Source organism: Vibrio sp. SSH13-20, assembly GCF_040104475.1.
Taxonomy (GTDB): domain Bacteria; phylum Pseudomonadota; class Gammaproteobacteria; order Enterobacterales; family Vibrionaceae; genus Vibrio; species Vibrio harveyi.
The window spans coordinates 352,403-376,992 of sequence record NZ_JBECOU010000004.1; the positions used below are offsets into that span (position 1 = coordinate 352,403).

At 46.0% G+C, this 24,590-nt stretch carries 21 protein-coding genes and 1 pseudogene; 7 read left to right on the forward strand and 15 right to left on the reverse strand.

The features are described from left to right. Positions 1-124: 124 nt before the first annotated feature. The 7 genes from ugpC to ABMY42_RS13670 form a co-directional block, all read right to left on the reverse strand. On the reverse strand, positions 125-1,219 hold the full coding sequence (gene ugpC, locus ABMY42_RS13640) for a sn-glycerol-3-phosphate ABC transporter ATP-binding protein UgpC (protein WP_005448999.1): 1,095 nt from the start codon (positions 1,217-1,219) through the stop codon (positions 125-127). Then, complete coding sequence (locus ABMY42_RS13645; RefSeq protein ID WP_349266429.1) at positions 1,219-2,568, reverse strand: GH1 family beta-glucosidase; 1,350 nt, start codon at positions 2,566-2,568, stop codon at positions 1,219-1,221. Before ABMY42_RS13645 ends, ugpC begins: the two co-directional genes overlap by 1 nt. Positions 2,569-2,591: 23 nt before the next feature. Then, positions 2,592-3,476 (reverse strand): carbohydrate ABC transporter permease, encoded by an 885-nt coding sequence (locus tag ABMY42_RS13650; protein ID WP_005448996.1) that lies wholly within the window; start codon positions 3,474-3,476, stop codon positions 2,592-2,594. 1 nt (position 3,477) lies between these two features. After that, positions 3,478-4,467 (reverse strand): sugar ABC transporter permease, encoded by a 990-nt coding sequence (locus ABMY42_RS13655; protein ID WP_005448995.1) that lies wholly within the window; start codon positions 4,465-4,467, stop codon positions 3,478-3,480. 60 nt (positions 4,468-4,527) lie between these two features. Further along, entirely contained in the window at positions 4,528-5,775 is a 1,248-nt protein-coding gene (locus ABMY42_RS13660; RefSeq protein ID WP_349266430.1) for an extracellular solute-binding protein, read from the reverse strand. A 22-nt stretch (positions 5,776-5,797) separates the two neighbouring features. Next, a complete protein-coding gene (locus ABMY42_RS13665) occupies positions 5,798-6,802 on the reverse strand; it encodes a LacI family DNA-binding transcriptional regulator (protein ID WP_005448990.1) in 1,005 nt (334 codons plus the stop codon). A gap of 481 nt (positions 6,803-7,283) precedes the next feature. After that, positions 7,284-8,609, reverse strand: coding sequence for a carbohydrate porin (locus tag ABMY42_RS13670; RefSeq protein ID WP_005448989.1), 1,326 nt, complete (start codon positions 8,607-8,609; stop codon positions 7,284-7,286). A 446-nt stretch (positions 8,610-9,055) separates the two neighbouring features. Here ABMY42_RS13670 and ABMY42_RS13675 point away from each other — a divergent pair, with 446 nt between their 5' ends. Continuing rightward, positions 9,056-10,246: a GGDEF domain-containing protein gene (locus tag ABMY42_RS13675; RefSeq protein ID WP_053052559.1), complete on the forward strand. Its 1,191-nt coding sequence runs from the start codon at positions 9,056-9,058 to the stop codon at positions 10,244-10,246. Positions 10,247-10,297: 51 nt separating this feature from the next. Here ABMY42_RS13675 and ABMY42_RS13680 read toward each other — a convergent pair whose 3' ends face one another. Together ABMY42_RS13680 and ABMY42_RS13685 are read right to left on the reverse strand one after the other, a co-directional pair. Further along, positions 10,298-10,579: a hypothetical protein gene (locus tag ABMY42_RS13680; protein WP_005448987.1), complete on the reverse strand. Its 282-nt coding sequence runs from the start codon at positions 10,577-10,579 to the stop codon at positions 10,298-10,300. 141 nt (positions 10,580-10,720) lie between these two features. After that, complete coding sequence (locus ABMY42_RS13685; RefSeq protein ID WP_005448986.1) at positions 10,721-11,005, reverse strand: pyrimidine/purine nucleoside phosphorylase; 285 nt, start codon at positions 11,003-11,005, stop codon at positions 10,721-10,723. A 220-nt stretch (positions 11,006-11,225) separates the two neighbouring features. On the opposite strand from ABMY42_RS13685, the gene ABMY42_RS13690 reads away from it, so the two are divergent. Together ABMY42_RS13690 and ABMY42_RS13695 are read left to right on the forward strand one after the other, a co-directional pair. After that, positions 11,226-11,729 carry a DUF2850 domain-containing protein gene (locus ABMY42_RS13690; RefSeq protein ID WP_349266431.1) on the forward strand — a complete coding sequence of 168 codons (504 nt, stop codon included), beginning with the start codon at positions 11,226-11,228 and terminating at the stop codon, positions 11,727-11,729. Positions 11,730-12,077: 348 nt separating this feature from the next. Further along, positions 12,078-14,618 (forward strand): glycosyl hydrolase family 18 protein, encoded by a 2,541-nt coding sequence (locus ABMY42_RS13695; protein ID WP_026138283.1) that lies wholly within the window; start codon positions 12,078-12,080, stop codon positions 14,616-14,618. A gap of 119 nt (positions 14,619-14,737) precedes the next feature. Here ABMY42_RS13695 and ABMY42_RS13700 read toward each other — a convergent pair whose 3' ends face one another. Both ABMY42_RS13700 and ABMY42_RS13705 read right to left on the reverse strand, forming a co-directional pair. Beyond that, positions 14,738-15,592: an alpha/beta fold hydrolase gene (locus ABMY42_RS13700; protein WP_349266432.1), complete on the reverse strand. Its 855-nt coding sequence runs from the start codon at positions 15,590-15,592 to the stop codon at positions 14,738-14,740. Between the two features lie 122 nt (positions 15,593-15,714). Further along, positions 15,715-16,305, reverse strand: a complete 591-nt coding sequence (locus ABMY42_RS13705) for a TetR/AcrR family transcriptional regulator (RefSeq protein ID WP_239211195.1) — start codon at positions 16,303-16,305, stop codon at positions 15,715-15,717. A gap of 253 nt (positions 16,306-16,558) precedes the next feature. On the opposite strand from ABMY42_RS13705, the gene ABMY42_RS13710 reads away from it, so the two are divergent. After that, positions 16,559-17,584: an acyltransferase family protein gene (locus tag ABMY42_RS13710; RefSeq protein WP_349266433.1), complete on the forward strand. Its 1,026-nt coding sequence runs from the start codon at positions 16,559-16,561 to the stop codon at positions 17,582-17,584. A 420-nt stretch (positions 17,585-18,004) separates the two neighbouring features. Continuing rightward, positions 18,005-19,435, forward strand: a complete 1,431-nt coding sequence (gene nhaD / locus ABMY42_RS13715) for a sodium:proton antiporter NhaD (protein ID WP_009696610.1) — start codon at positions 18,005-18,007, stop codon at positions 19,433-19,435. A 26-nt stretch (positions 19,436-19,461) separates the two neighbouring features. On the opposite strand, the gene ABMY42_RS13720 is transcribed toward nhaD, so the two are convergent. Continuing rightward, a complete protein-coding gene (locus ABMY42_RS13720) occupies positions 19,462-19,857 on the reverse strand; it encodes a GFA family protein (protein WP_050934874.1) in 396 nt (131 codons plus the stop codon). Positions 19,858-19,964: 107 nt separating this feature from the next. On the opposite strand from ABMY42_RS13720, the pseudogene ABMY42_RS13725 reads away from it, so the two are divergent. Further along, positions 19,965-20,305 (forward strand): annotated as a pseudogene (locus ABMY42_RS13725) (transposase); the annotation flags it as partial. Between the two features lie 117 nt (positions 20,306-20,422). Here ABMY42_RS13725 and ABMY42_RS13730 read toward each other — a convergent pair. After that, the gene (locus ABMY42_RS13730; RefSeq protein WP_269990681.1) at positions 20,423-22,156 is read right to left on the reverse strand and encodes a hypothetical protein; all 1,734 of its coding nucleotides are present in this window, start codon (positions 22,154-22,156) and stop codon (positions 20,423-20,425) included. Positions 22,157-22,165: 9 nt separating this feature from the next. Further along, positions 22,166-22,630, reverse strand: a complete 465-nt coding sequence (locus ABMY42_RS13735) for a CesT family type III secretion system chaperone (protein ID WP_009696607.1) — start codon at positions 22,628-22,630, stop codon at positions 22,166-22,168. Positions 22,631-23,171: 541 nt separating this feature from the next. Here ABMY42_RS13735 and ABMY42_RS13740 point away from each other — a divergent pair. Continuing rightward, complete coding sequence (locus ABMY42_RS13740) at positions 23,172-23,780, forward strand: YitT family protein (protein ID WP_005448966.1); 609 nt, start codon at positions 23,172-23,174, stop codon at positions 23,778-23,780. A 151-nt stretch (positions 23,781-23,931) separates the two neighbouring features. Here ABMY42_RS13740 and ABMY42_RS13745 read toward each other — a convergent pair whose 3' ends face one another. Continuing rightward, positions 23,932-24,381 carry a DUF302 domain-containing protein gene (locus tag ABMY42_RS13745; protein WP_349266434.1) on the reverse strand — a complete coding sequence of 150 codons (450 nt, stop codon included), beginning with the start codon at positions 24,379-24,381 and terminating at the stop codon, positions 23,932-23,934. Positions 24,382-24,590: the final 209 nt, after the last annotated feature.

The following is a 24,590-nucleotide window of genomic DNA, read 5'->3' on the forward strand; positions in this document are numbered from 1 at the left end:
TTCCCAGCAAGCTAATAACAAAAATATAAGTTGCGCCGGGGAACGCGACAACGTTTGGATATGGGAAATGAGAGCTAGATAATTTGCCAGTACGCAAGCGCGCACTGGCTTTCATATCGAGGGTTTAGAATGTCGCTAGCGAGTTTTCACTCAGCGCATCAAACAGATGAATCGCATCTAAATCCAAGTAGAGAGTTAAACTATCCACATCCACTTCCGCAGCTTGTGTTTCAACCATTAATGGCTGACCAGCAATTTCCGTTTTCAGTAGAATACTTGCACCTAGTAGCTCTTTGTCTTTAATTTTGACAGGGAATGGCAGCACGCGGTCATGATCCACTTGCTCAGCACGTAGATGGATGTCCGTAGGACGTACACCAAAGTGCAGTGCTAAGTTCTTCGATGCGTGTGCTTTGAAACGCTCTGGTAGAGGAATACGAACATCACCCAATTCCACTTCCCAGTTACCGTCTTCACCAATCAGCTTGGCGTCCAACATGTTCATCGATGGGTTACCAATGAACTGCGCCACAAACTTGTTTGCCGGACGTTGGAACACTTCCGTTGGTGTGCCAACTTGAGCCACATAGCCATCTTTCAAGATCACGATACGGTCTGCCAGTGTCATCGCTTCAATTTGATCGTGGGTTACGTAAATCGTGGTGGTTTTTAGCTCACGATGAAGCTGTTTGATCTCTTCACGCATTACGCCACGCAGTTTGGCATCTAGGTTCGATAATGGCTCATCAAATAAGAACACCTTAGGCGTGCGAACCATAGCACGTCCCATGGCAACACGTTGGCGTTGACCACCAGACAGCTCTTTGGGTTTGCGATCTAACAGTGCGTCCAACTCTAGCATTTTTGCCGCTTTACGCACTTCAACATCGATTTGGTCTTTTGGCATGCCTTTCAGTTTCAGTGCAAAAGCGATGTTCTCGTATACCGTCATATGTGGGTACAGCGCATAGCTTTGAAACACCATCGCAAGGTCACGATCTTTCGCATCGATTTTATTCATCAGCTTATCGCCAACGTAAATCTCACCACCCGTTATGCTTTCCAGCCCAGCAAGCATACGTAGCGTGGTCGATTTACCACAGCCCGATGGACCAAGGAAAACCACAAACTCTCCATCTTGCACCGTGAAGTCGAAGTGTTTCACTACCTCAACATCATCGTAGGATTTTTTGATGTTTTTGAATTCGACTTTTGCCATTACTGGTTCTCCTCTGCTCGATCTAGCAGCATGTTACGGTAAGCAATTGCGCTCACTTTTAAGGTGCGTTTTTGTGTTTGGTAATCCACGTGGACAATGCCGAAGCGCTGCTTGTACCCGTAAGCCCACTCGAAGTTATCCATTAAGCTCCAAGCGAAGTAACCATTCACATTCACACCTGCTTTAATCGCAGCATCCAACGCTTCTAGATGCAGTTGGAAGTAACGCACACGTTGCTCATCATTCACTTCGCCAGCAATGCAATGGTCATCGCCAGCTGCGCCGTTTTCAGTGATGTAAAGTGGCGGCAAGTTTGGATAACGGTCATTCAGACGCAATAGTAAGTCCGTCAATGCCTGAGGGTGAATTTCCCAGCCAATGAACGTGTGCTCTTGTTCTGGTTGAGGAACGGTTTCAATATCACCATGTTCGTTGTAACGCACCACACAACGGGTATAGAAGTTAATCCCGATAAAGTCCAAATCGGTTTGGATGATGTCGAGGTCACCTTCCAGAATCATCGGTAGATTGTGCGATTGGCGATCTAAGACCAACTGAGGGTATTCACCCTTCAATACAGGGTCCATAAACCAATGGTAACCTTCCGCATCACTATACTCTGCCGCACCGATATCCGCCTCGCTGTATGGGTAAGCAGGCGTCGCATTGAACACACAACCGTGCATCGCATTTGGTGCATTCTTACGCATGTGTGGAATCGCAAGACCATGACCCAGCATTAGGTGGTGTGCTGATAAGAAACCTTCGCGTTCACCCTTAAGACCTGGAGCATGTTCACCCCAACGGTAACCTAGGTAGGCTGAACAGAACGGTTCGTTCAGTGTCGCGTAAGAATCAATCTTATCGCCAAAGTAAGCACTAACTACATCCGCATACTCTGCAAACTTGTAAGCCGTTTCTCGATTTAGCCAACCACCTTTGTCTTCTAGGTATTGCGGAAGATCCCAGTGGTAAAGCGTGACGAAAACTTTCAAACCACGAGCGTGACACTCATCGATGATTTGCTCATAGAACTTCAAACCTTCTTCATTCACTTTGCCATCTTCTGGAATGATGCGCGGCCATGCCATGGATAAACGATATGCGCCAACCCCTAAGCCTTGAATCATCTCGATGTCTTGCTTCCACAAATGATAGTGATCACATGCCACGTCACCGTTATCTGCGTTGTCGACTGCACCTGGCTTATTACAAAACGTGTCCCAAATCGAAGGCGTACGACCACCTAACTGGGCACCGCCTTCAATCTGATAAGAAGAGGTTGCGACACCAAATAGGAACTCTGGGCTACGTAATTTTGAATCTTGTGGTAATTGGAATTTATTCATTGTTATAAAACCTTTTGTTTCGCTTAGCCCTTGACGGCACCAGAGGTCAAGCCGCTGATCATCTGTTTAGAGGCAAATAAGTAAGTAATCACTAACGGTAAAATGGAGATGGTTGTTCCGAGCATCACCGCTCCCCACGGCGTATTCGGAATGCCCTGCACGCTTCGCAGTGCCTGCGTAATCACGTAGTTTTCTGGCGTTGTAAGTACCACGAGTGGCTGCATGAACATGTTCCAGAAGAAGACAAACTGCACGATAGCCAAAGTTGCAAGCGCCGGTTTCATCAGTGGCAATACCACACTCCAGTAAGTTCTAAATTCACCCGCACCATCGAGCTTCGCCGCTTCTAACAGCTCTTTTGGAATCGAAGCCACCACGTGCTGGCGCATCAAAAAGATGCCAAATGGTGTCGTTGTGAACGGTAGCCAAACCGCTAAGTGGTTATCGAGTAAGCCGAGAAACTTCACGATCATGAAGTAAGGGATCAAGCTCAATACTGGCGGAATCATCATTGAGCCAACCAACATACCAAATAGCACGTTTTTGCCCTTGAACTTGTACACCGCAAACGCATAGCCACCCATGCTACAAAACAGCAGTGAAATTGTGGTGCCTAGGAATGCGATGTAGATAGAGTTAAACATCGCCTGCCAAAACGGCATGATTTCCAGTAGTTTTGCGTAGTTGACCGCTAAGCTGTCGCCAATCGCAAAGCTAATCCCAGTGCCAAAGATTTCGGTACGGTCACGGGTTGATAGCAGCGCCGACCAAATGAACGGAAATACGGTCATGATGGCAGAAACAATCAGGATTGAGCCGAGCATCACCATCAGTATTTTGGTGAAGATCTCGATACTGCGATCGCTTGGACGCCAACGCTGCGCCGCAGGTAAAGTGTTAGTACTCATCTTATTGCTCCCCTAGACCTTTCTTACCGAAGAAGAAGAATTGAACCGCTGTACAGCCTGCAATCAAGGTAAAGAGCAGCCACGAAATCGCTGACGCTGTACCCATCTCTAGCCATTCCCAGCCCACTTTGTAGAGGTACATTGAGATAGTTAAACCAGACTGACCTGTACCACCCGTACCGCGCGTTAGAACGAAGGGTTCTTCGAACAACTGCAAGTTACCGATGATAGTCATGGTGACCGCAAAGAAGATGAATGGACGAATCATTGGTAGTGAAATGCTCCAGAATCGACGCCATGCGTTTGCACCGTCCATACGAGCCGCTTCTAGGATGTCTTTAGGAATCGTCATCAAACCAGTGGTGTAAAGCACGATGTTAAAACCGGTGTATTTCCAGAACACCATAATGGCGATAGAAGGCTTCACCATGGTTGCGTCATCTAACCAACGGATTGGCTGGAAGTCGTTCACCCAAGAGAATGCCCAACCAAATAGTGTGCTGTCTGCCAATGCCATTAAGCTTTGGTTGATGATCCCTGAGTTTGGCGAGTACATGTTGAAGAAGATAAGTGACGCAGCCACCGTTGACGTAATGAACGGCAGGAAATAAGCCGACGTCAACCAATGACGGAAACGGTCACCCAAAGACACCAGAATGTACGCCACAGGCAGAGCAACTAAGTGCTGCGCCACACCAGACGTAATGGCTAGCCAAAGGGTGTTCTTCAATGAGCGCCACAGCCACGGGTCAGTCAGAGCAATGTGGTAGTTCTCTAGCCCGACGTAATCCATCGCACCCAAACCTTCGACTGGGTTCCACTCATGGAAAGAAAGAAAAATTGAAAACAGTAACGGGAAGATCCCGAAAACAGAAAAAATAATCAAAAACGGCAGTAGGAATCCATACGGTGTAAGCGCTTTCAAACTTAGACGAGAAAAAATGCTCTCACGTTGTGATGTTTCCATAACCTTGCTCGCTGCATGATTCATAGTAACGACCTCTACTCAGGAGGGCGATTCGCCCTCCTTGCTTACCAAATGGCGAAATGCTTACAAATTACGGGTGCGGCGCTTAATCATGCGTTCCGCTTCTTTCAATGCCGTTTCAATGTCTTTGCCTTCATCCAGCACTTCCATCAGTGCGTTTTCTAGGATGATAGAGCGAGCAACGTGGTCGCCTTTTGCTGGTGCCACTGGCTTGATGTTTTGTGCCACCTCAGCAAACAATAAGCGCGCTTGCTGCCCACCAAGGAACTCGACTTTCTCTTCAAACATAGGGTCGTCATAAGTTGTTGTGTTTGCAGGGAATGCTGCGATAGTTTCGAAGTGTTTAAGCTGAATATCGCGACGAGTTGTCATGTATTCGATCAGCTTCCACGCTTCGTCTTGATGCTTAGATTGGGTTGGAATCGATAGGAATGAGCCACCCCAACTACCGTAAATACCATCAGGAAGGTTAGATACACCCCAGCTACCTGCAGTCTCAGGAGCAATCCAGTTGTTTAGGTGACCAAGTAGCCAAGCCCCCGAAAGCTGAGTAGCAAATGTGCCGTTACGGAAGCCTTCGTACCATTCGTTTGACCACGCAAGAATACGACCATCTAAACCTTTATCACGAATCTCTTTCGCCACTTCAAACGCGTGCACAAAACGCTCAGAGGTCACGACTGGGTTGCCATCTTTATCGAAGTATAGACCTTCACCTTCTGGCACTGTGGTAAAGATAATCGCTTGTGCCACATCCGCAGCAGACGCGATCAGTTGAACGTTTTGTTGCTTCAGCTTTTCACCCGCCGCAATATAAGAGTCCCAATCTTTGATCGCTTCATTGATATCAATGCCCGCTTTTTCAAACATGTCAGTGCGGTAGTACATCACACCCGGTCCTAAATCGACTGGCATACCATACACATCGCCATCTGCTCCTTTACCCTGCGCCCATGCATAAGGCGCAAAGTTTTCTGCGTATTTGTCTGCACCATAGTTTTCAGACAGATTCACTAAGCCGCCAGACGCCACAAATGGACCGATTTTTTCTACATCAACAACAATCACATCACCTGCGCCAGAACCCGTCGCCAAGTTGGTTGTCAGCTTGGTATGGTGGTCACCGTGGTTATTCATTAGGTAATCCACTTTAATGCCCGTTTCCTTCTCGAAATCAGGTAGCAGCACTTTCAAGCTACTATCAAAATCAGGGAAACCATCGAAGCGAATTTTGGTTTCATCAGCCGCATTTACCGTTGCAGCAACACCCAAAGCAGCGGTCATGGCAAGCGTCAAAGTTTTCAGTTTCATGTTGTTGTCCTTAATTATCGTTTTATAGGGTATGCAGTTCCTTGACTGAACTTCTTGGCACCAAGCTTGGCGACAATTTGAAGTTCACATCTCGTTTATTTTTATTGAGAATTTGAATCACGAGCTGGACAGCTTCAGCGCTCATTTGCTCAATAGGGAAGTTAACTGTGGTTAGGGCTGGCGTGAGGTAGCGTGCAAATAAAATGTCATCAAACCCCACCAAAGAGATTTGCTCCGGAACGTTTACACCATTGGCTTTCAGCACTTCGTAAGCACCGAACGCCATATGATCATTACACGCAAATACAGCAGTAAAATGACAATCGCGCTTCAACAGTTTACGCATTGCGCTTTCCCCTGATTCTTCGGTAAAACCGGCCTCGGACACCAACGCTTCGTCATACTCGATTCCCGCTTCTTCAAGAGCCTTGCGGTAACCTTGTAGACGCCCCCGTGCGTCAGATTTGTCCAGAGGACCGGTGATACACGCTATGTTGCGATGCCCCATTCGCAACAAGTATTCGGTCGCCAACTGACCACCAAATTCGTTATCGATCTCAATACAGCATTGCGCCATTTCTGGAATAAAGCGATTCACCAGTACCACCGGAATGCCTTTTTCTTTAAGATCGATTAAATAATCATCCGTCAGGTTTTGTGCATGCAAAATAATGGCATCCACGCGTCGTCCAAGCAGAAATTCTACTGACTCACGCTGACTTTGCTCAGAGTTTGAACCTGCAGTTACCACCACGTGGTAACCGAAACGGCGCAGACGCTCTTCCATGCTGTGCAAAATGCCAGAGTAAAATGGACCACCAAGCTCTGGCACGATGATGCCAATACTGCCAGTGCGACTAGACGCCAAAGCCTGAGCGATTGAGTTTGGACGATAGCCAAGTTCTTGAATCGCTTTCTCGACTTTCAGCTTCTTATCGTGACTTACACGGCTAGTGCCATTAATCACGCGAGAAACCGTTGCCTGAGAAACCCCTGCGTATTCAGATACATCTTTAATCGTCGCCACAAGAAACCTCTTCCACCTGAGCATCAAGATTCAATTTTGCTTCGAGATGCATTTCTCGAAACCGCTTTCATGGCAGCTAGTATTTCTTATCCACTAGGGTGTTATCGTGAGAGAAATCACACCGAAATCCCTTTAGATTCGGGCAATATCGGAAAAAATGAAGCGGTAGGCAGTTTCCTTTCACGCCATGAAACTGTTTCATGAAACGGTCATTTCACGTTCAAATGAGATTCAATAAAGGCATTGATTTCACAACTCTTTAATAAAGATCTCTGCGCAGTTTTTTAAAGCATAGAAACAAAAAAAGAGCCGCAAATGCGGCTCAAAATAGGGTCAATAATGGACAGTATGGTTTTCACTGGCTGCAATGAACACCATGACTAAATAGAGAGAGTTAAGAAATAAATCAGTGGTAGAAACCTAATAAATCTGCCTTCAGTACCTACCACTGTTACATGGACAGTAATTAATTAGACTCGGTTTACCACCAAGCTTCCCACATAGCACCTACGCTAAATGTGTCTTGCTTAGGGTCATTGTTGGTTGCTTTGTTGTCGACCTCACCTGCCGTCGCGTAGAAGCGGAGCATCGGACGAGCGCCAGCGCCCCAATCAAACGAGATATTTTGCGATAGCGTCACTTTCCAGCCTGTGTTGTCATCATCGGCACGTGCGTAATCAACCATTTGGTAACCCGCTTCTAGCCAAGTCGAGTGAACATCATTCCAGAAGTACATCGGACGGACGATAGCACTGTAGTTAGTACGCTCATCTTCAAGCTTGTTTGAACCGTCAATTGAGTAATCGTGGTATGCCAATAGGTATTCAACCGCAGCGTTTTCACCAAGGTTTGCATTACCTTCAAAGCTTGCGTAAATAGTTGTTAAGTCTTCTGTTTTCCAGAATACGCCGTTGTCAGCGTTATCAGAATAACGCAACACTAAACGGTTTGATCCGCTGTCGTGTGCACGTGAAATCACCGCACCCAGCTGGTAAGCATCAATGTGTTCTGAGCTCTCAATTGCTTCTGAATCAAAACCATAGTTCGCGTAAAGCTCTAAATCAGCAAAGCCCATATCAATGCCGTGCAGTTTAGATGTGAATGCATACGCACCGCTATCACCCGTTCCAGAGCCACCAGTACAAGAGATTGAAGGGTTTGATCCCGGAGTGATTTCCGGGTTACAGCTTTCAACCGAAGCAACCACACCAAGGTCAAGTTTGACGGAACCAAGCTCAAGGTTGTTGATACCGCCACCTTGACCATCGTGCATCATCCAAAAGTAATCGTTGATGCCCTGTTGTGGACGCTGATGGAAATCACGACCAGCCCAAATGTAAGCGTTCGGCTGACTCTCTAGTACATTCGTAACGCCTGCATAAGCCTTTTTCAGGTTCACCTCGTCACCCCAGTGATCGAACATCACCACAACATCCCAGATTGCGCCACTGTCATTCTTAAATGCTTTAGCTAACTGGAATTCACCGCCATTGCCTTCGTTACCTAATCGACCAATAGCGGATGAGCCGTTAAAAGAGCCATCAACCATCACGTACTTTTGGTCGCCCCCTTGGTAGTGAGCACCGTAACGAGCATAACCAGAGAACACAACGCCATAAGGAATCTCAATGTCCGGCGTTAATACCGCTGGTTGTTGGTCATCGACATAAGTTGGGTCAATGCGTTTCTCCAGCTCTTGAATACGTTTTTCCAAAGCTTCTACATCAGAATCGGCAGCAAAAGTAGAAAGAGAAGCAAGCGAAGTGGCCACTGCAAGAGTGAGAGGTAAAACCTTTAAGTTTTTCATGTGATTTCCCTAAGTTTTTGTAGGTGTAATTATTTCAATAGGGATCTTAAGGAATGAAACGTTTGAAAAGTCGCTACTGCTTCACATGGCACAAGCACTCGAAATGACATGAAACAACGCATGAAACTAGCGCCGTATTTTGTTAATTAAAATCATAATGTTATTAGATTCTAATTTGTCATTCATATTTTGAAATCGCTTTCATTTCACAGAAATGTTTAAGAATAATCACGTTAATTTGTTCAAAATAAGCGCAATTCATACTTGGTTTTTTGAAAGTTTTCATAATCCTGAAAACTTTCACAGGTCGTAAATTTCTTACAAATTCAATAACTCACATTCATGCCAAACATGATTCATATCACAATTAGACGTATTGCTATTCCATGTAGTACTAAATTACCACCTAGAATAGGCATTAAATAATTCTAAAGTAGGGATACACAATGTCGAAATTGGCCGGAGCACGCCTAGAGGAAATGGCGGATATCCGATCGACAAGAAAAAAGAAGATTGTATTTCTCTGTTCCAGCATTGCGACGGCATTTTTAACCTATGGCTCTGTGCTGCATTACTTTGAAGGGAACTGGGGGCTTAGCTTTTTAATTGGTCTGTGTGCTGTGGCATGTTTAGCCATCAGTTATTTAATTAAAGTACGTGGGCATCATCAATACGCAGATTTACTGCTCACCGCGGTATTGATGTTCGATGGTTTACTACTGCTGCTCTATAACGACGCGCCATCCGGCAGGTTGCTTTGGCTCTATCCCATTGTGGCTGCCATTATTCTAATTAACGAATTTAAGGTCGGCTTACTATTCAGTGTCAGTTACACACTCATCATTTTTTTTGGTTTAACCTTTCTAGAAAGTGTTCCCACTGCAAGTGAAATGACTGAGCGTCGCTTTATGTTCACCTTAGTGGCGATCTGCTTTGTGTGCCATACGTTTTCTTATTACTACTCAAAAGTGGTTAATTACATCCAAACTCTCTATCGAGAAGGGATTGAAGAACTCGCTTATCTCGATCAATTGACAGGCTTAGCGAATCGCTGGAGTTTTGAAACTTGGGCTCGCGCCAAGCTAGAGGAGCTAGATCAAACCCATAGTAATACGGTTACCGCATTGGTCTTCCTTGATATTGATAACTTCAAACACATCAATGATAACTATGGTCATGATGTGGGTGACCGCGTACTAAAACACTTCGCGACACGCTTGAAAAACAACATTCGCAACAAAGACCGAAAGACAGACAAACACGATTATTCGATCGCTCGCTTTGCGGGTGATGAGTTTGTACTCATGCTCTACGATGTGCGCTGTAAAAAGGACTTAGACACCATCATGGATCGCATCGTCAATCTATTTAAAACTGGCTATCAATCGGAAGACACGATTAATGAGCTTACAATGAGCATTGGCGTTGCTATCTATCATCAGGATGCGAATGACCTATCTGAACTGACTCGTTGTGCGGATAAAGCCATGTACGCGGCAAAGCACACGGGTAAAAACCAGTACGCCTATTATGAGCATTGCTCGCATGCAGAAGAGTTACGCCATCAAAGACATTCGCTTGTTGGCGCAATGGGAAGTGAAAATGTGACCTCGTTACAACGCGATGCCAGTTTATAACGACCAATTGCTTAGCATCATGGCAAGTGCAAATGGTCGTTATCACACATGTTAAGCAAACATGTACATCGCCCATAAACCGCCGAGCAAAAACGTAATCAACCAAATCACTTGGCGTGTTTTACTTGGTTTATCCTCTCTAGGACGAATAACGGGTTTCAGTGCCCGTTCCTTAATTTTTCCGACTAGACTGTTTTCAATCGCTCGTTTATAGAAAGCACGACGCTTTTGTGCCGCATTCGCAACTTTCGTGAAACGGTGCCTTTGCTCTGTCGTAAATTCCGTCGCCTCAAAGCGAGGAGGGAGATCAGAATGTTTAGGTTGTACTGCCATCACTTCCTCCTTGTTGATGGTTGCACCTGTATTAAGTATATACAAAGTTATCAGTTTGTTGTTAAAAAACGTTTGTATCTGAACAACATGCATGAAAAAAGCCACCCAAAAGGTGGCTTTTATCTCAATTCTATTTAGTACTTAGAGGTACTCACATAAGTACGCGGTCGCGTCTTTCACTTGCAGCTCGAATGATGAATTACCTTCAACTTCGAAGAATTCACCACTATTGTAGGTGACCCAATCCACTTCACCCGCTTTCTTTACGATCAACGCACCTTTAACAACACTCATACGCTCCGGCGCTTGTGTACCGAACGTGTATTCACCTGGTAGCATCACGCCAACACTGACATCCTGCCCTTGTTGACTAAAACCTAGTGACTTTACGCCACCAGCAAAATAACTGTTTTCCTTAATACTCATTATTGGTTTCCTTATCAAAAATCAGCTCTTTTTTACCCTGTTTCGGTTTACGACTCAAGTCTCTAAATGGGTCTTTGTTGAAAGAGCAAATTCTCAATAACTGTGTTTCGGAATGTAAAAGTGGACATCAGATCATAGTTTCACCGTCTCAAAAGCTAGATTGTTTGTTTTTATAGCTCAAGCTTCTCACCATAATAAAAAAGGAAGGTAAGTAGGAATCATGACCACCACTGCGCGCAGGAAAAGGAAACAGAAGCCAGAACCGCAACCCTCATTTTGGGCTCGTCATCAGTTCAAAATCATTAAAGGGGGCTTTGCTGTTTTCGGTTGCTCGTTGATTAGTGTGCTTGGTTACCAGTTGTACGCATCTTACTTAGATTACATCGACCCAAACAAAATCTACGGTGAATGGATAGAGATCGGTGCGCCACCTTATCAAACCGAACAGCTTTCTTTTACACCCGAAGGTGTCTTTCGCAACCATCGCCTTATCGCCACTCAATTCGAGTTTGATGGCAAAGTCATCACACTGAACACCGGGCTTGGCAAAACTGAGTACCAAATCTCAGGGTCTCATCTCGCTCCACAGATACGACGCATTGAGCCTCGACTCCCTGACCAACGCTTTATCCTAAAAGGCTTCGAACACACGGTTCAGGGCTCAGAAACTGGCGCAGCTTCCAAACGCAGAGCAGCGTTGAGCGAACACTTCAGTCGCAAATAACCTCCTTTTCAACGCTACCTCTATGTCGTAACTCTTTCTGTTTCATCAGAAAAGTTTAATTTCACTCGCAAAATAACCCCTACGGACTGAGTAAGCGATTAATTAAATACATGCAAAATATTTATAAAATCTTGGCTCAATATTGTATTTTCTATGCAAAACTATGTTTCTTGTAGTGAGTTTTGTGTAACACGGTCGAATCTTGATTTATTTTTTTTTGAAAAAAAATAAGCCTCTGAAATGCTCAAAGGGATGCTTTTGCACAGTGTGTGAATTGATTGTCTTTTCTGTCGCAAGAGCAGCTTATGTTCCTAAACGAGCATGAATTCAAGGATTGAGAGAGAAGTTATGATTCGATTTAACCTATGTGCAGCTGGGGTTGCCCTAGCACTATCTGGCGCTGCAAACGCGGCTCCAACCGCACCAAGTATCGATATGTACGGTTCCAATAACCTTCAATTTTCTAAAATTGAATTAGCAATGGAAACCACATCTGGCTACAACGACATGGTCAAATACCATGAACTGGCTAAGATCAAAGTGAAATTTAACCAGTGGAGTGGCACATCTGGCGACACTTACAACGTCTACTTTGACGGTGTAAAAGTGGCAACAGGCGCTATCACTGGCAGTCAAACCACGGCTTCATTTGAATATGGTCAAGGCGGCTTGTACCAAATGGAAATCGAAGCGTGTGACGCAACAGGTTGTTCTAAGAGCGCTCCGGTAGAAATTACCATTGCAGATACAGACGGCTCACACTTGAAGCCTCTGACGATGAATGTTGATCCGAACAACAAGAGCTACAACACCGATCCAAGTATCGTGATGGGTACTTATTTTGTTGAATGGGGCATCTACGGTCGTGATTACACTGTCGACAACATGCCAGTTGATAACCTAACTCACATCCTTTACGGCTTTATCCCAATTTGTGGTCCAAACGAATCAGTAAAATCAGTTGGTGGTAACAGCTTTAACGCACTGCAAACGGCATGTCGTGGTGTGAATGATTACGAAGTGGTTATCCATGACCCGTGGGCTGCTTATCAGAAGAGCTTCCCTCAAGCAGGTCATGAATACAGCACGCCAATCAAGGGTAACTACGCAATGCTAATGGCCTTGAAACAACGTAACCCGGATCTAAAAATTATCCCATCTATCGGTGGTTGGACACTTTCTGACCCATTCTACGACTTCGTTGATAAGAAGAATCGTGACACGTTTGTCGCATCAGTTAAGAAATTCCTGAAAACTTGGAAATTTTACGACGGCGTAGATATTGACTGGGAATTCCCTGGCGGCGGCGGCGCTGCAGCAGATAAGGGTGACCCTGTAAACGATGGTCCTGCATACATTGCATTGATGCGTGAACTACGTGTAATGCTAGATGAACTTGAAGCAGAAACAGGTCGTACTTACGAGCTAACTTCAGCAATCGGTGTTGGTTACGACAAGATTGAAGACGTAGATTACGCAGACGCGGTTCAGTACATGGACTACATCTTTGCGATGACTTACGACTTCTACGGCGGCTGGAACAACGTTCCTGGTCACCAAACTGCTCTTTACTGTGGCTCATTCATGCGTCCTGGTCAGTGTGATGGCAGCGGCGTGGATGAAAACGGCGAACCGTACAAAGGTCCAGCATACACTGCAGATAACGGTATCCAGCTTCTTCTAGCGCAAGGTGTTCCTGCAAATAAACTGGTTCTTGGTACAGCGATGTATGGTCGTGGTTGGGAAGGTGTAACACCTGATACGCTAACAGATCCAAATGACCCAATGACCGGTACTGCAACAGGCAAACTGAAAGGCAGCACAGCTCAAGGTGTTTGGGAAGATGGCGTAATCGACTACAAAGGTATTAAGTCATTTATGCTAGGTGCGAACAACACTGGCATCAACGGCTTTGAATACGGCTATGATGCGCAAGCAGAAGCACCTTGGGTGTGGAACCGTTCGACTGGTGAGCTAATCACATTTGACGATCATCGTTCTGTGTTAGCGAAAGGCAACTACGCAAAATCTCTAGGTCTAGCAGGTCTATTCTCTTGGGAGATTGATGCAGATAACGGCGACATCCTTAATGCAATGCACGAAGGTATGGCTGGCGGCGTCGTTACCCCACCAAACCGTAAACCAACGGCAGCAGCAGGCGCAGACCAAGCAGTAACAGGTCCTGCAAGCGTTGTGCTTGATGGCAGCAACTCAACTGACTCTGACGGTACAATCGCAAGTTACGCTTGGGAGCAAGTATCAGGTACTGCAGTCGTTCTATCTGGCGCGAACACAGCAACAGCAAGCTTTGATGCGGTAGAAGTCGCAGCTGAAGAGCAACTAACGTTTAAGCTGACCGTAACAGATAACGAAGGCGCAACGGCTTCTGATCTTGTTGTAGTCACCGTTAAGCCAGCAGGCGTGATTGATCCACCAAACACAGCGCCAGTTGCACAGGTTTCTGCACCAGCAACGGCAAGCGCTGGTGACGTGGTTGTGATTGATGCTTCAGCTTCTAGCGATGCTGACAACGACACACTAACGTTCGATTGGACGCTACCACAAGGTCTAAATGCTACGGTCAACGGTGCGAAAGTAACGTTCACAGCAGCAGAATACCCACAAGACACAAGCTTAAGCTTCACAGTAAGCGTAAGTGATGGTCAAGCAGTATCAACTGCAAGTGCAACCGTTGTTGTAGCGAAGCACAGCACAGGCGGTGGTACTTGTACTAACGCATGGGATGCAACGGCAGTTTACACTGGTGGTGATCAAGTGACTTACGCAGGTAAAACTTGGGAAGCGAAATGGTGGACTCAAGGTCAAGATCCTAGCAAGTCTGGCGAATGGGGTGTTTGGAAAGAAGTTGGTCCAGCTAACTGTAACTAAACACTGCTAAGGTGTTGTTATTCAGCACCTACCGCTATCAAAATTGTAAAATAGAAAAGGACAGCATCAGCTGTCCTTTTGTTATTCTAGATTTTGATTCACAAGCGCCATCGCTACGATCAACGAGCGTCAACTAAACGGTCAAAACTCTGGAATACCTCATCACACTTCATGACGCGACCATGACCCTGCCCTTGCGTCGTCACCAATTCGACTCGCTTAATCTCATTAGCAGCTTTCGCAGATACACCATGTTTGGTGAATTTGTCTTGTTCATCATGAACAATGATAGTTTTTGCTTTTCGCTCAGCGAGACGCTTTTCAGGGTCAATGGATTGCAATGGGTAACCAAACTGATCTTCCACTTCCGAAACCACGGCTTTGAATAGCTTCATTGAATAACCCGAACGCGCAATGCTGCCAAACAAGTTTTCTACGTAGTTAAGCACCGGCGCAATCAACAGCAATGGCTTGTTTTCTAATTTGCTGTGACGACATTCTAACGCCGACGCAGTACCCATACTGTGCCCCACCAAACCTGCAACATCATCAACAGAATCCAACACGTCCTCTAGACCACGAACAAACCCCGGGATATGCCCATGCTGACCATCACTTTCACCATGAGCAGGGTGATCGTAAGCCAAAGCGGTGTAACCCGATGCGGCGATGTGCTCCATCAACGGATAGAACTGACTTGCTGTCCCCGACCAACCGTGAGTCAGCACCCATACCGGACCATTACCAAGCTGATAAGTTTTGATTGCACCAGCATGACCTTGTACTTCACTTTTAATCAGCCCCTGTGGCTCTGCATTTTTAGGCTGAGTACGTGCTGGGGTGAGCAACAGCTTACGCGCGGTCTTTTTTGCATGTGACGGTGCCAACGTATGGTGCAAACGCGTACTGATGTTGACCAAGCTACGCTTAACACTGAAGCGCTGCGAAGTATTGAAGTAGATTTTCTCACTCATGATCTTTTCCTTAACTATCAGCTTTGCACAAAATAGAACGGTCGTGCTTTTTATGCTGATAAGAAAGAGCGCTCTATGTCGCTCTTCATTATGAATCTCGTACTATACCCGTTACCGCGGGGCTAGCGCTTCCATCGAATAAATAAATTATCGATGCCTTGCCAAAACAATCTCTGGCTCTCTTCTTGCCCTTTAATCGAATAAAACACGTGCGCACTTAAATACTGCCCGTATAAATCAAAGGTCGCTTGTCGCGTATCTAAATCGGCGACAAACTCTTGGTTCTCTTTGCCTTTCTTGATTTGAATTTCGAGATAATTCAGCCAAGTATCAATCGATTTACGTAATGCAGCTTGCAACGCACAGCATTCTTCTGCGGTGTCGTTCCAAGCATCAAGGAACATACAGCTACCTTGAAAAGAGTGATTCCACGTCATCCAAGTGTCCAACAGACCACGTACTTTACGTTCGATATTGCTGTCACCCAACTCACGCGCAGGCGCAATAACCCGCTCTGCGAATACTTGATTGGCAAACTCCAACACCGATAGTTGAAGGTTCAACTTGGAATTGAAGTGAGCAAACAAGCCACTTTTCGACATACCACACTGCTTCGCCAACTCACCTATAGTGAGACTTTCCAACCCGTTTTCACTCGCCAGTTGGAATGCACGCTGCAATATCAGCTCTTTGGTTACTTTTCCTTTTTTCATAAATACATTTTTAGCACGGTCGTACTTTTTTACAATCTAAAGTTTACTGGTCAAACCAATGTATACCCTCTGACACACTCACGATCGCAATACATTGAGCAACTCAATGAATACGAATTTTCGAAATTTGAGATGGGTCTGAATTTCACAAACTGGTTACTATCAATTGCACATGAGTTGATTTTTTACCGCGATGAGCAAGCTATTAGCTGTTAATTTCTCAGCGATTTTTCACTTTTTTAGGTAAGTATTTATGGCAACCACAAAGAAAATTGCCAGTTTAGAGTTCGCCCGCATCATCGCAATGTTCGCGATCGTTGGGCTTCACTGTCAAATGGCACTCACGTACTGGCAATGGGATGAGGTACCTTGGGTTGGGTATATGCTTAACCAATTGGCTCGCTTTGCTGTACCACTGTTTTTCCTCATCTCCGGTTATCTAATCCAGCCTAAACTCAGCGCAAATCCCGTTGAAACACTGAAAAACTACGCTAAGCCCTTGCTTAAGATATGGCTGGTTTGGAGTGCGATTTGTCTGTTAATGCCGTTCCGTTGGCAAGTGGTTGCGGAGGCAGGCTATCTCGCTGAGCGACAAGGCTATTGGGGCTACTTGATGTCGAACCCAATTAACTCGCTGTTAGAAGGCGGCTTAGTTCATTTGTGGTTCATTCCTGCACTTGTGATTGCTGTCGCTATCATTGCATTGCTGATTCGTGTTGGCATGGCGCAGTTGCTGCCCCCGACGGCAATATTGTTGTACGTCTATGGGGTACTCGCAGGCAGTTACATCACACTGTTTGAGCTACCAGCGCCCTTCTTTACTCGCAATGGTCCGTTCTTCAGCACATTGTTGGTTGTGCTTGGTTACTTAGCGAGACAACACCAGTGGCAATGGTCTCGTAATAACACCATTCGCTTGATTTTGGTTGGTATGGCACTGCACTTTGCCGAAGCCTATTATTTGATGAACGACGAGATCGCTTTTAATTCACACGACTTCTTATTTGGCACTGTGATCTGGTCTTTAGGCGTCTTCATGTGGCTTCTTGCCCACCCAAACTTTGGCAATATGCCATGGGTGTTTAAGTGGTCACCGAGCATTTTAGGTATCTACGTGAGTCATTTGCTGGTAATCATCATCATGATGAACGTGGCAGGTATATTAGGGCTAGAAAACTTAGCTAAAGACGCCTTTATTTACCCAGCAACCATTGTGGTAACCCTGTTGCTTGTAAAAGGCATTGAAGCTACGCCGCTGAAAAAACTATTACTGCGCTAAATCCATTCAGCACTATGTATGGTCTGCACTACCACTTTTTGGCTAGTGCAGACTTTATAAAAATGAGAGCTCTCTCTCACTCACCAAAATTATCATTTCTAATACTTTGTAATTTGCTTTCACTCACAAAAAACATTGTTCATTTACTTTAGATTTATCCGACATCAACAAAATGCTCATTAAACGGAGGCGGTATGTGGGCAGGTCAGGGACTCGTTCCTTTTTTAGAAATTAGCCATTGGTTAACCTATGGTTTATACGCTGCAGTAATCCTATTTGGCGCGGCGAGCATTGCGTCACTCAGAAAGTAGTGGCGCAAGCTACATCAATTCAAAACTCCTACCGTTAATTCGAGCTTACTCACACTTAACCTATTAATATGTGGCTAAAATTTCTCCAGTCAGACAAGGAGAAATGTCTATGCCAATCTACCCAATTGTCGCGTTTTGCTGTTTGATATTTTCTAGCTCCACGTTTGCAGCTGCGACCAGTGAACTTAACCTCGTCAATTCCACCGTCGGTTATGCCGCACTGATTTTCTTCACCATTGCCTACATTCTGGTAATGCTGGAAGAATACCTACAAATGCGAAAATCCAAGCCTGTACTGCTCGCTGCGGGATTAATCTGGATTTTAATTGGCTATACCTTTGCCCAACACAACCAAGCTGACGTTGCTAAAGCCGCACTGGAACACAACCTTTTGGAATACGCTGAACTTTTATTGTTCCTATTAGTGGCGATGACCTACATCAATGCGATGGAAGAACGCAGACTGTTTGATGCACTGCAAGCGTGGATGGTTGGCAAAGGTTTTGATTTCAAAAAGTTATTTTGGCTCACAGGTAGTCTTGCATTTGTGATTTCTCCTATTGCCGATAACTTGACCACAGCGCTATTAATGTGTGCAGTAGTGATGAAAGTTTCTGGCGACAACCCAAGATTTGTCAATCTTGCCTGTATTAACATCGTCATTGCCGCAAACGCTGGCGGTGCATTCAGCCCATTTGGCGATATTACGACTCTGATGGTTTGGCAGGCAGGACACGTCAGCTTTGCTGAGTTTATGCCGTTGTTTGTACCTTCTCTAATCAACTACGTCATACCTGCATTCATCATGTCGTTGTTTGTACCAAACACAAAGCCAGATACGGTTCATGAGCACATCGAACTGAAACGTGGTGCAAGACGTATCGTTGGCTTGTTTATCCTGACCATTGCAACAGCGGTTTCCTTCCACGCCGTTTTACACTTCCCTCCAGTGGTCGGCATGATGATGGGGCTCGCTTATCTGCAATTTTTTGGCTACTTCCTGCGAAAAACACTCAAACATTCTCTTGCCAAAAAAGCCGCAATGGCGATTGCCAACGGGGATGACTACGCGCTGAAACGTCTGGGTTCTGTTGTACCATTTGATGTCTTCCACCGTGTGTCTCGCGCCGAGTGGGACACCTTATTGTTCTTCTACGGCGTAGTGATGTGTGTTGGCGGTTTGAGTTTGCTTGGCTATCTCGAACTGGTTTCCAACGTGATGTACACCGAGTGGAATCCAATCTGGGCGAACGTCATGGTGGGGATACTTTCTGCCATTGTCGATAACATTCCAGTGATGTTTGCTGTGTTAACGATGGACCCAAGCATGTCGATGGGTAACTGGTTGTTGGTGACACTAACAGCAGGCGTTGGCGGTAGCTTACTGTCGATTGGTTCTGCTGCTGGCGTGGCTCTCATGGGCGCTGCGAGGGGGCAATATACTTTCTTTGGTCATCTCAAATGGGCACCAGTGATTGCTCTTGGGTACGCAGCGAGTATTGCCGCGCACCTTTGGATGAATGGCAGCTTGTTCACTTAAACTGCCTTAATCCATCGGAATAATTCTTATCGGTCTGATGGATGGTTCACGCCATCCATCACCTCTATCTCTCCCAGTTCATACGGATTTACGCCCTCTAAGCAGCCAACGTTATAGCCATATTCACTCGGATTAGAGCGGCGCTGATGGTGAGTGTAGATGCCACATTCTCCACAGAAGAAATGCTTAGCTGTGTTGGTATTAAACTGATAAAGCTTGAGTACTTCCTCACCTTGAGTGATACGAATTCCGTTCAACGGTACCGATGCGACAATCGCACCGCGACGTCGGCACATGGAACAGTCACAGCGTCGAGGCTTCTTGATTCCATTCGGTAATGACAGTTCGATTTGCACTTTTCCACAATGACAAGAAAGCTTATGCAAAGGCTGGATTGTCGTACTACCCACTTGTTTAATCATGATTTTTCCTTGTTCCTTCCCTGTTCACCTAAAGTGTGTTGTTCTTTCATGATGTTTTCTTGAACTGCATGGTAAGGAGGTATCATGAGCAAAAAACACTCCAAATCATGCCTAGACTAATGTAACTGATAAGCGGTGGGAAAAACCACTTCAGCTTATGAAGAGCACCGACCGTGTATACAACAAGCCCAAACATAGAATGACCTTCGAAGACTATACCGACTTCACACAGGCATTCCCTAGCGTGATTTATCTGCAGCGTTTAGTGAGTGGAGCACTGTTTATCGTCACTCCAATCACTGGTCCAACAACGGTGTTTTAACCCGCTTATTCAATGAATTAGCCAAGAATCCAGATTACGAGAGGGGTTGCTGATGGCTGGATTGTTAAAGCTCATCAACACAGTACTGGTGCGGTACCAAGGGGCAGTGAATGTATTGGAAAAGCCGAGTGTATGGTTCAGCGAAAGTGACCTGGGTATAGATTTCGGGAAGGTTGCCCGAGCTAGAAAGAAGAGGTAGAGCGTGCTGACCATATAAAGTTCAACACGCTCAAGGGGGTTCAGTTACTTAGTGAGCATCTCAGCCTTAACAGCCTGCCACGCTTTATGCTCGGGTGTGGTCAGGTGGATAGGACCAAAGGTACGCTCTGGGATGATTTTATCACTCAGCCTTTCTACCTCTCTGGCCACAAAGCTGCTAAACCAGATCTGATTAGGCATTCCGGGCCAATACTCGGTGAGCTGCTGACGCAGATTATCCAGCTCGTTCAGGCGACCTTTGATCTCGTTCAGCGCCTGATGCTGTGGTTTAAACAGCAACCGGGTGAACCAGTTTGAAGAAGCCTTCTCCATGTTGGTGACTTTATCTCTAAGTTCTGTCAGCGCCTGCTTAACAGGAAGCCGGGTAACCGGAAGGCCTTTCTCTCTGATCTCTGCTGTTATCGGCAACTGCTCTAGGTTGAGTTCTATCTCTCCGGCAAGACCGCGGTTTTCTCCGCTGACAGCTTTGACCATATCCCGCAGTTGCGTTAGTGATTCGTCACCGTGCAGCGGGGCGCTGGTCATTCTGGTTATAGGGACCGAGCGGAACTCTAGCTCCGGCCAATTTGTTCTGGCGTGCACCTGCAGATGACGGGCGAGTTTAACCCGAGCCATCAAAGCGGGCTGTTGATCCCGAGAGAGTTTGATCTCTTTGGTCAGCGCAGCTTTTTCACGGTTCTCAAGTATCAGAAGCTTTTGTTGTTCGGCCTTTTCTGCGGCTTTAATCGCCTCATCACTCGGCGCGCGAGTTGTCAGCCGGTTGCTGCTGTCCCACTTCAGGTAGTGGCGCAGTGCGCCAGTTTCACTCTGCACCGCTTTTTTGACCAGATTTACCAGGCTGCTTGAGCCAGCAGAAAAACGGGTATCAAAGCCCCGGTGACCTTTAAGCAGCGCTTCGAGAAATCCTTTCAACTCCTGGCGATCTTTAGGACAACTCAGCTTCATTTCGCCGTTTGCCACATTTAAGAAACGGCTGAGCATGGGATCGCCTCTTTCCAGTTGCGTTTTCAGTTTCTCCTGGTGTGAGGCCGCTTTCTTGCCAGTGAGCAGGTAGTCGGACAGTATCTGGTTGATACCGTCTGAGATCATATTACGTTCACTGGAAGTAAATTTAATCTCAGTTTTCGGTGGCTCGGCAGCAGGAGCCGGCGCGTTTTTTGGCGCTGCTTCAGCTTTTGTTTCCTGAGGCTTAGCTTTGGTTGTCTGCTCCGCTTTAGTCACCGCTTCGGCAGGCAGTGTTTTAGCGGCTTTTACCTTGCCGTGAGAAAGGCGCAGGTACGAGCCCAGAATATTGTCTTTGCTCTCTAAAGGTCGGGTTAACGCTTTATACATAGAGCCGAACCTTGAGTGACCTTCTAGCATCAGGTTAAACATTTCTGCCAGTTTTTGCGGCGAGCGGGGCAGTCTGATGACCCTGACTTTTTCCTGATCATCTATGGTGATCCGTCCCTTGATCTCTTCCATCTCACAATATCCGCGCAGAAACTCGCCATGCTTCTCCGGTTTATTGTCTACATATTGTTGCAGTGCGCTGCTAAAAGCTTTGGCAAGTGGCGTGAGATCCTCATCATGGATGCGAGGCGCACTCTGCAAACCTACAGGGTTCTGGCTTAGCGGCTCACTCATACTCTGTGTTGAATGCGCAGCCCCCGGAAGTTCTGATTTAGATTTTTCCAGTTTCGGCGCCTGTTGCGGTGCACTCTGATGTACCTGAGAGACACCTTTAAACAAGGTGTTGAGAAGTTTAGTTACCGGCATAATGACTCCTTAACCTTTTAACAGGTGCGCGTCGCAAAACAGAGAAGGTGCTTTAGCCTCTTCCTTTAAAGGGGCTTGAAGAGCATTTCTGGCATCAGTCGCTGTGGTTATAAAGTTGCCAAGCAGGTTCGCCAGTAGTTCCAGCTCCAACCCTTCAATCGGGTGCTGGTAGCGCAGCAGAACCTGATCGCCTTGCGGACTCAGGGCGTAGTGTGCCTGACGCAAGACGGGATTTTCAAAGTTGTGCTTAAGAAGACGGGTCAGGTGACGCTCTCTCTGCACCTCCGACAGAGCCCCTAATTCTGCAAGAAACTGAAGGTGGTTGCTTCCCGCTGCCATATCGATTGCCAGCTCGATGCCTTCTTCAGTCAGCAGTGCACAACGTCCAAAGTTATCAAGCTCTAAGCAGTCCAGTTGCCAAGTGTTACCCAACTCGAGAAGCAGGTTGTTCAGAAAGGTTTGGTCGGCCGTCATCAGCACCTCCAGATACAGTCGGGGAATGAGTGTTCAGACTACCGCGCATGCAAGGGGAATTTCTTTCATTATTAGGCAAGGTTTTTTAGGTTTATTAAGCAAACGCTGATGCCAGTGGGCACGCTATTTGACCGTTTATAGCAAGCCTTCTGTTGCGCTGGATACATAATATTGCGGCTCTGCAGCTTGGTACTTACCTCTATTCACCCTGGATATCAGAGACGCTGGCTAAAGGCGTGTTAGTTCTTGTGCTGGTGCGCAGCGGACTTGTAATGCGGAAGCAAGGAAAGGTAGTAAAGTGGTTGCCGATGCGCTGTTGAACAAAATACGTACAGCAAAGAGCAACATGCCCTAGCTTAATGTGTAAAGTCTGTTAAACAGTTAACACCCACGCAATCTAGGTCGAAAACTCGACATCAATCACTTTTCACGACATTTTATTCAGCGATTTATCACTATTTGGTTGGCGTTTTGCTAACCGCATCCGTTTTGGTTTCGTACTTACAGCTAAAACGGCTTTAATACCAAGGAAAATACTTTTATGGATAAAGATCATAGCCTTAGAGAAAACCTCTTGGCCTTGACGCTCGGTAGTGCGTTGGTGTCACTTGGGGTTATCTTCTTCAGCAAGGTGGGATTGCTCACTGGCGGAACGGCCGGTTTGGCGATCTTCCTTACCAAGGTCAGTGACTTCAGTTTTGGCCAGATATTCTTCGCACTGAACCTGCCGTTCTACATTCTCTCTGTGATGCGCATGGGTTGGCGTTTTACCATCAACACTTTTATTGCGGTTTCGATCGTGTCTTTTGCGGTAGACCATTTGCATCATGTGATTGAGATTTCTCGTATTGAGCCCGTGTACGCAGCGCTACTCGGTGGTGGTTTGATTGGCATGGGCATGCTGGTAATTTTCCGCCACAAGATGAGTTTAGGTGGCTTCAACATCTTGGCGCTTTTTCTTCAGGAACGTTTTGGTATTCGAGCAGGTAAAGTACAAATGGCTCTGGACTGCACCATCGTAGTGATGTCGCTGTTTATCGTTGATGTTTACTTGATTGCTCTTTCTGTACTTGGCGCTGTGGCGACCAACTTGATCTTGGCGATGAACCACAAACCTGGGCGTTATCAGCCCAAGCCGCAGCCAGTATAAACGCAATAAACGACGAACTTAGTCTTAGCGTTCAACAGCAGCTAAAAATAAAATCCCCGAGCAATATCTCGGGGATTTTTGTTTTCAAAATTAATTTAGATGATAGCGTCGTAAGCTTAGATAGCGATGATAAGCCCCTATTCTTCAAGCACTATTTTGCCGCTGCACCGGTTAGCTTACTGAGTACACCACTCACCTTCGTCAGCACTTCATCACACCCTTCAATACCGTGGCGCTCTTTTAGATACATTGGGTTGTTGTAAGCAAGCCATGTCTTACCTTCTGCATCCTCATAAACCAGCACTTTTTGCGGTAAATCAATCGCCACTTCTTGTGCACATTGCATCAATGGCGTCCCTACTTTTGGGTTGCCAAACACGATCACTTCTGTTGGTCGTAGCGTCATATCGACCTTCGCCGCATTCTCTTGATGGTTCACGCGAGCAAACACATTCAAACCTTTACCCTGAGCAATCTGAACAAATTTATTCGCTGTATCTTGTACCGAATGTTGGCTTGCAACGCGGATAACACTCTCTTCTGCTAGGGTCGAAAATGACGCCAGAGCAACAACCAACCCAGCTGTGATTACTTTTACCATCTGCAAGTTCCTTATTTTTACTATATCCAAAAATTATATACCCAAGTCACCGACTCGCGAGCATGTGGACTCAGGTCATGACTTCCCGTAATCACAATAGACCGACCAACAGGCAATAATTGATTCAGATTAATAAAGCGTTAATCAATCCAACATTAAAACTGTGAAGCACATAAAATACGCAACCTATTTTATTGAGTAAGAGTTAA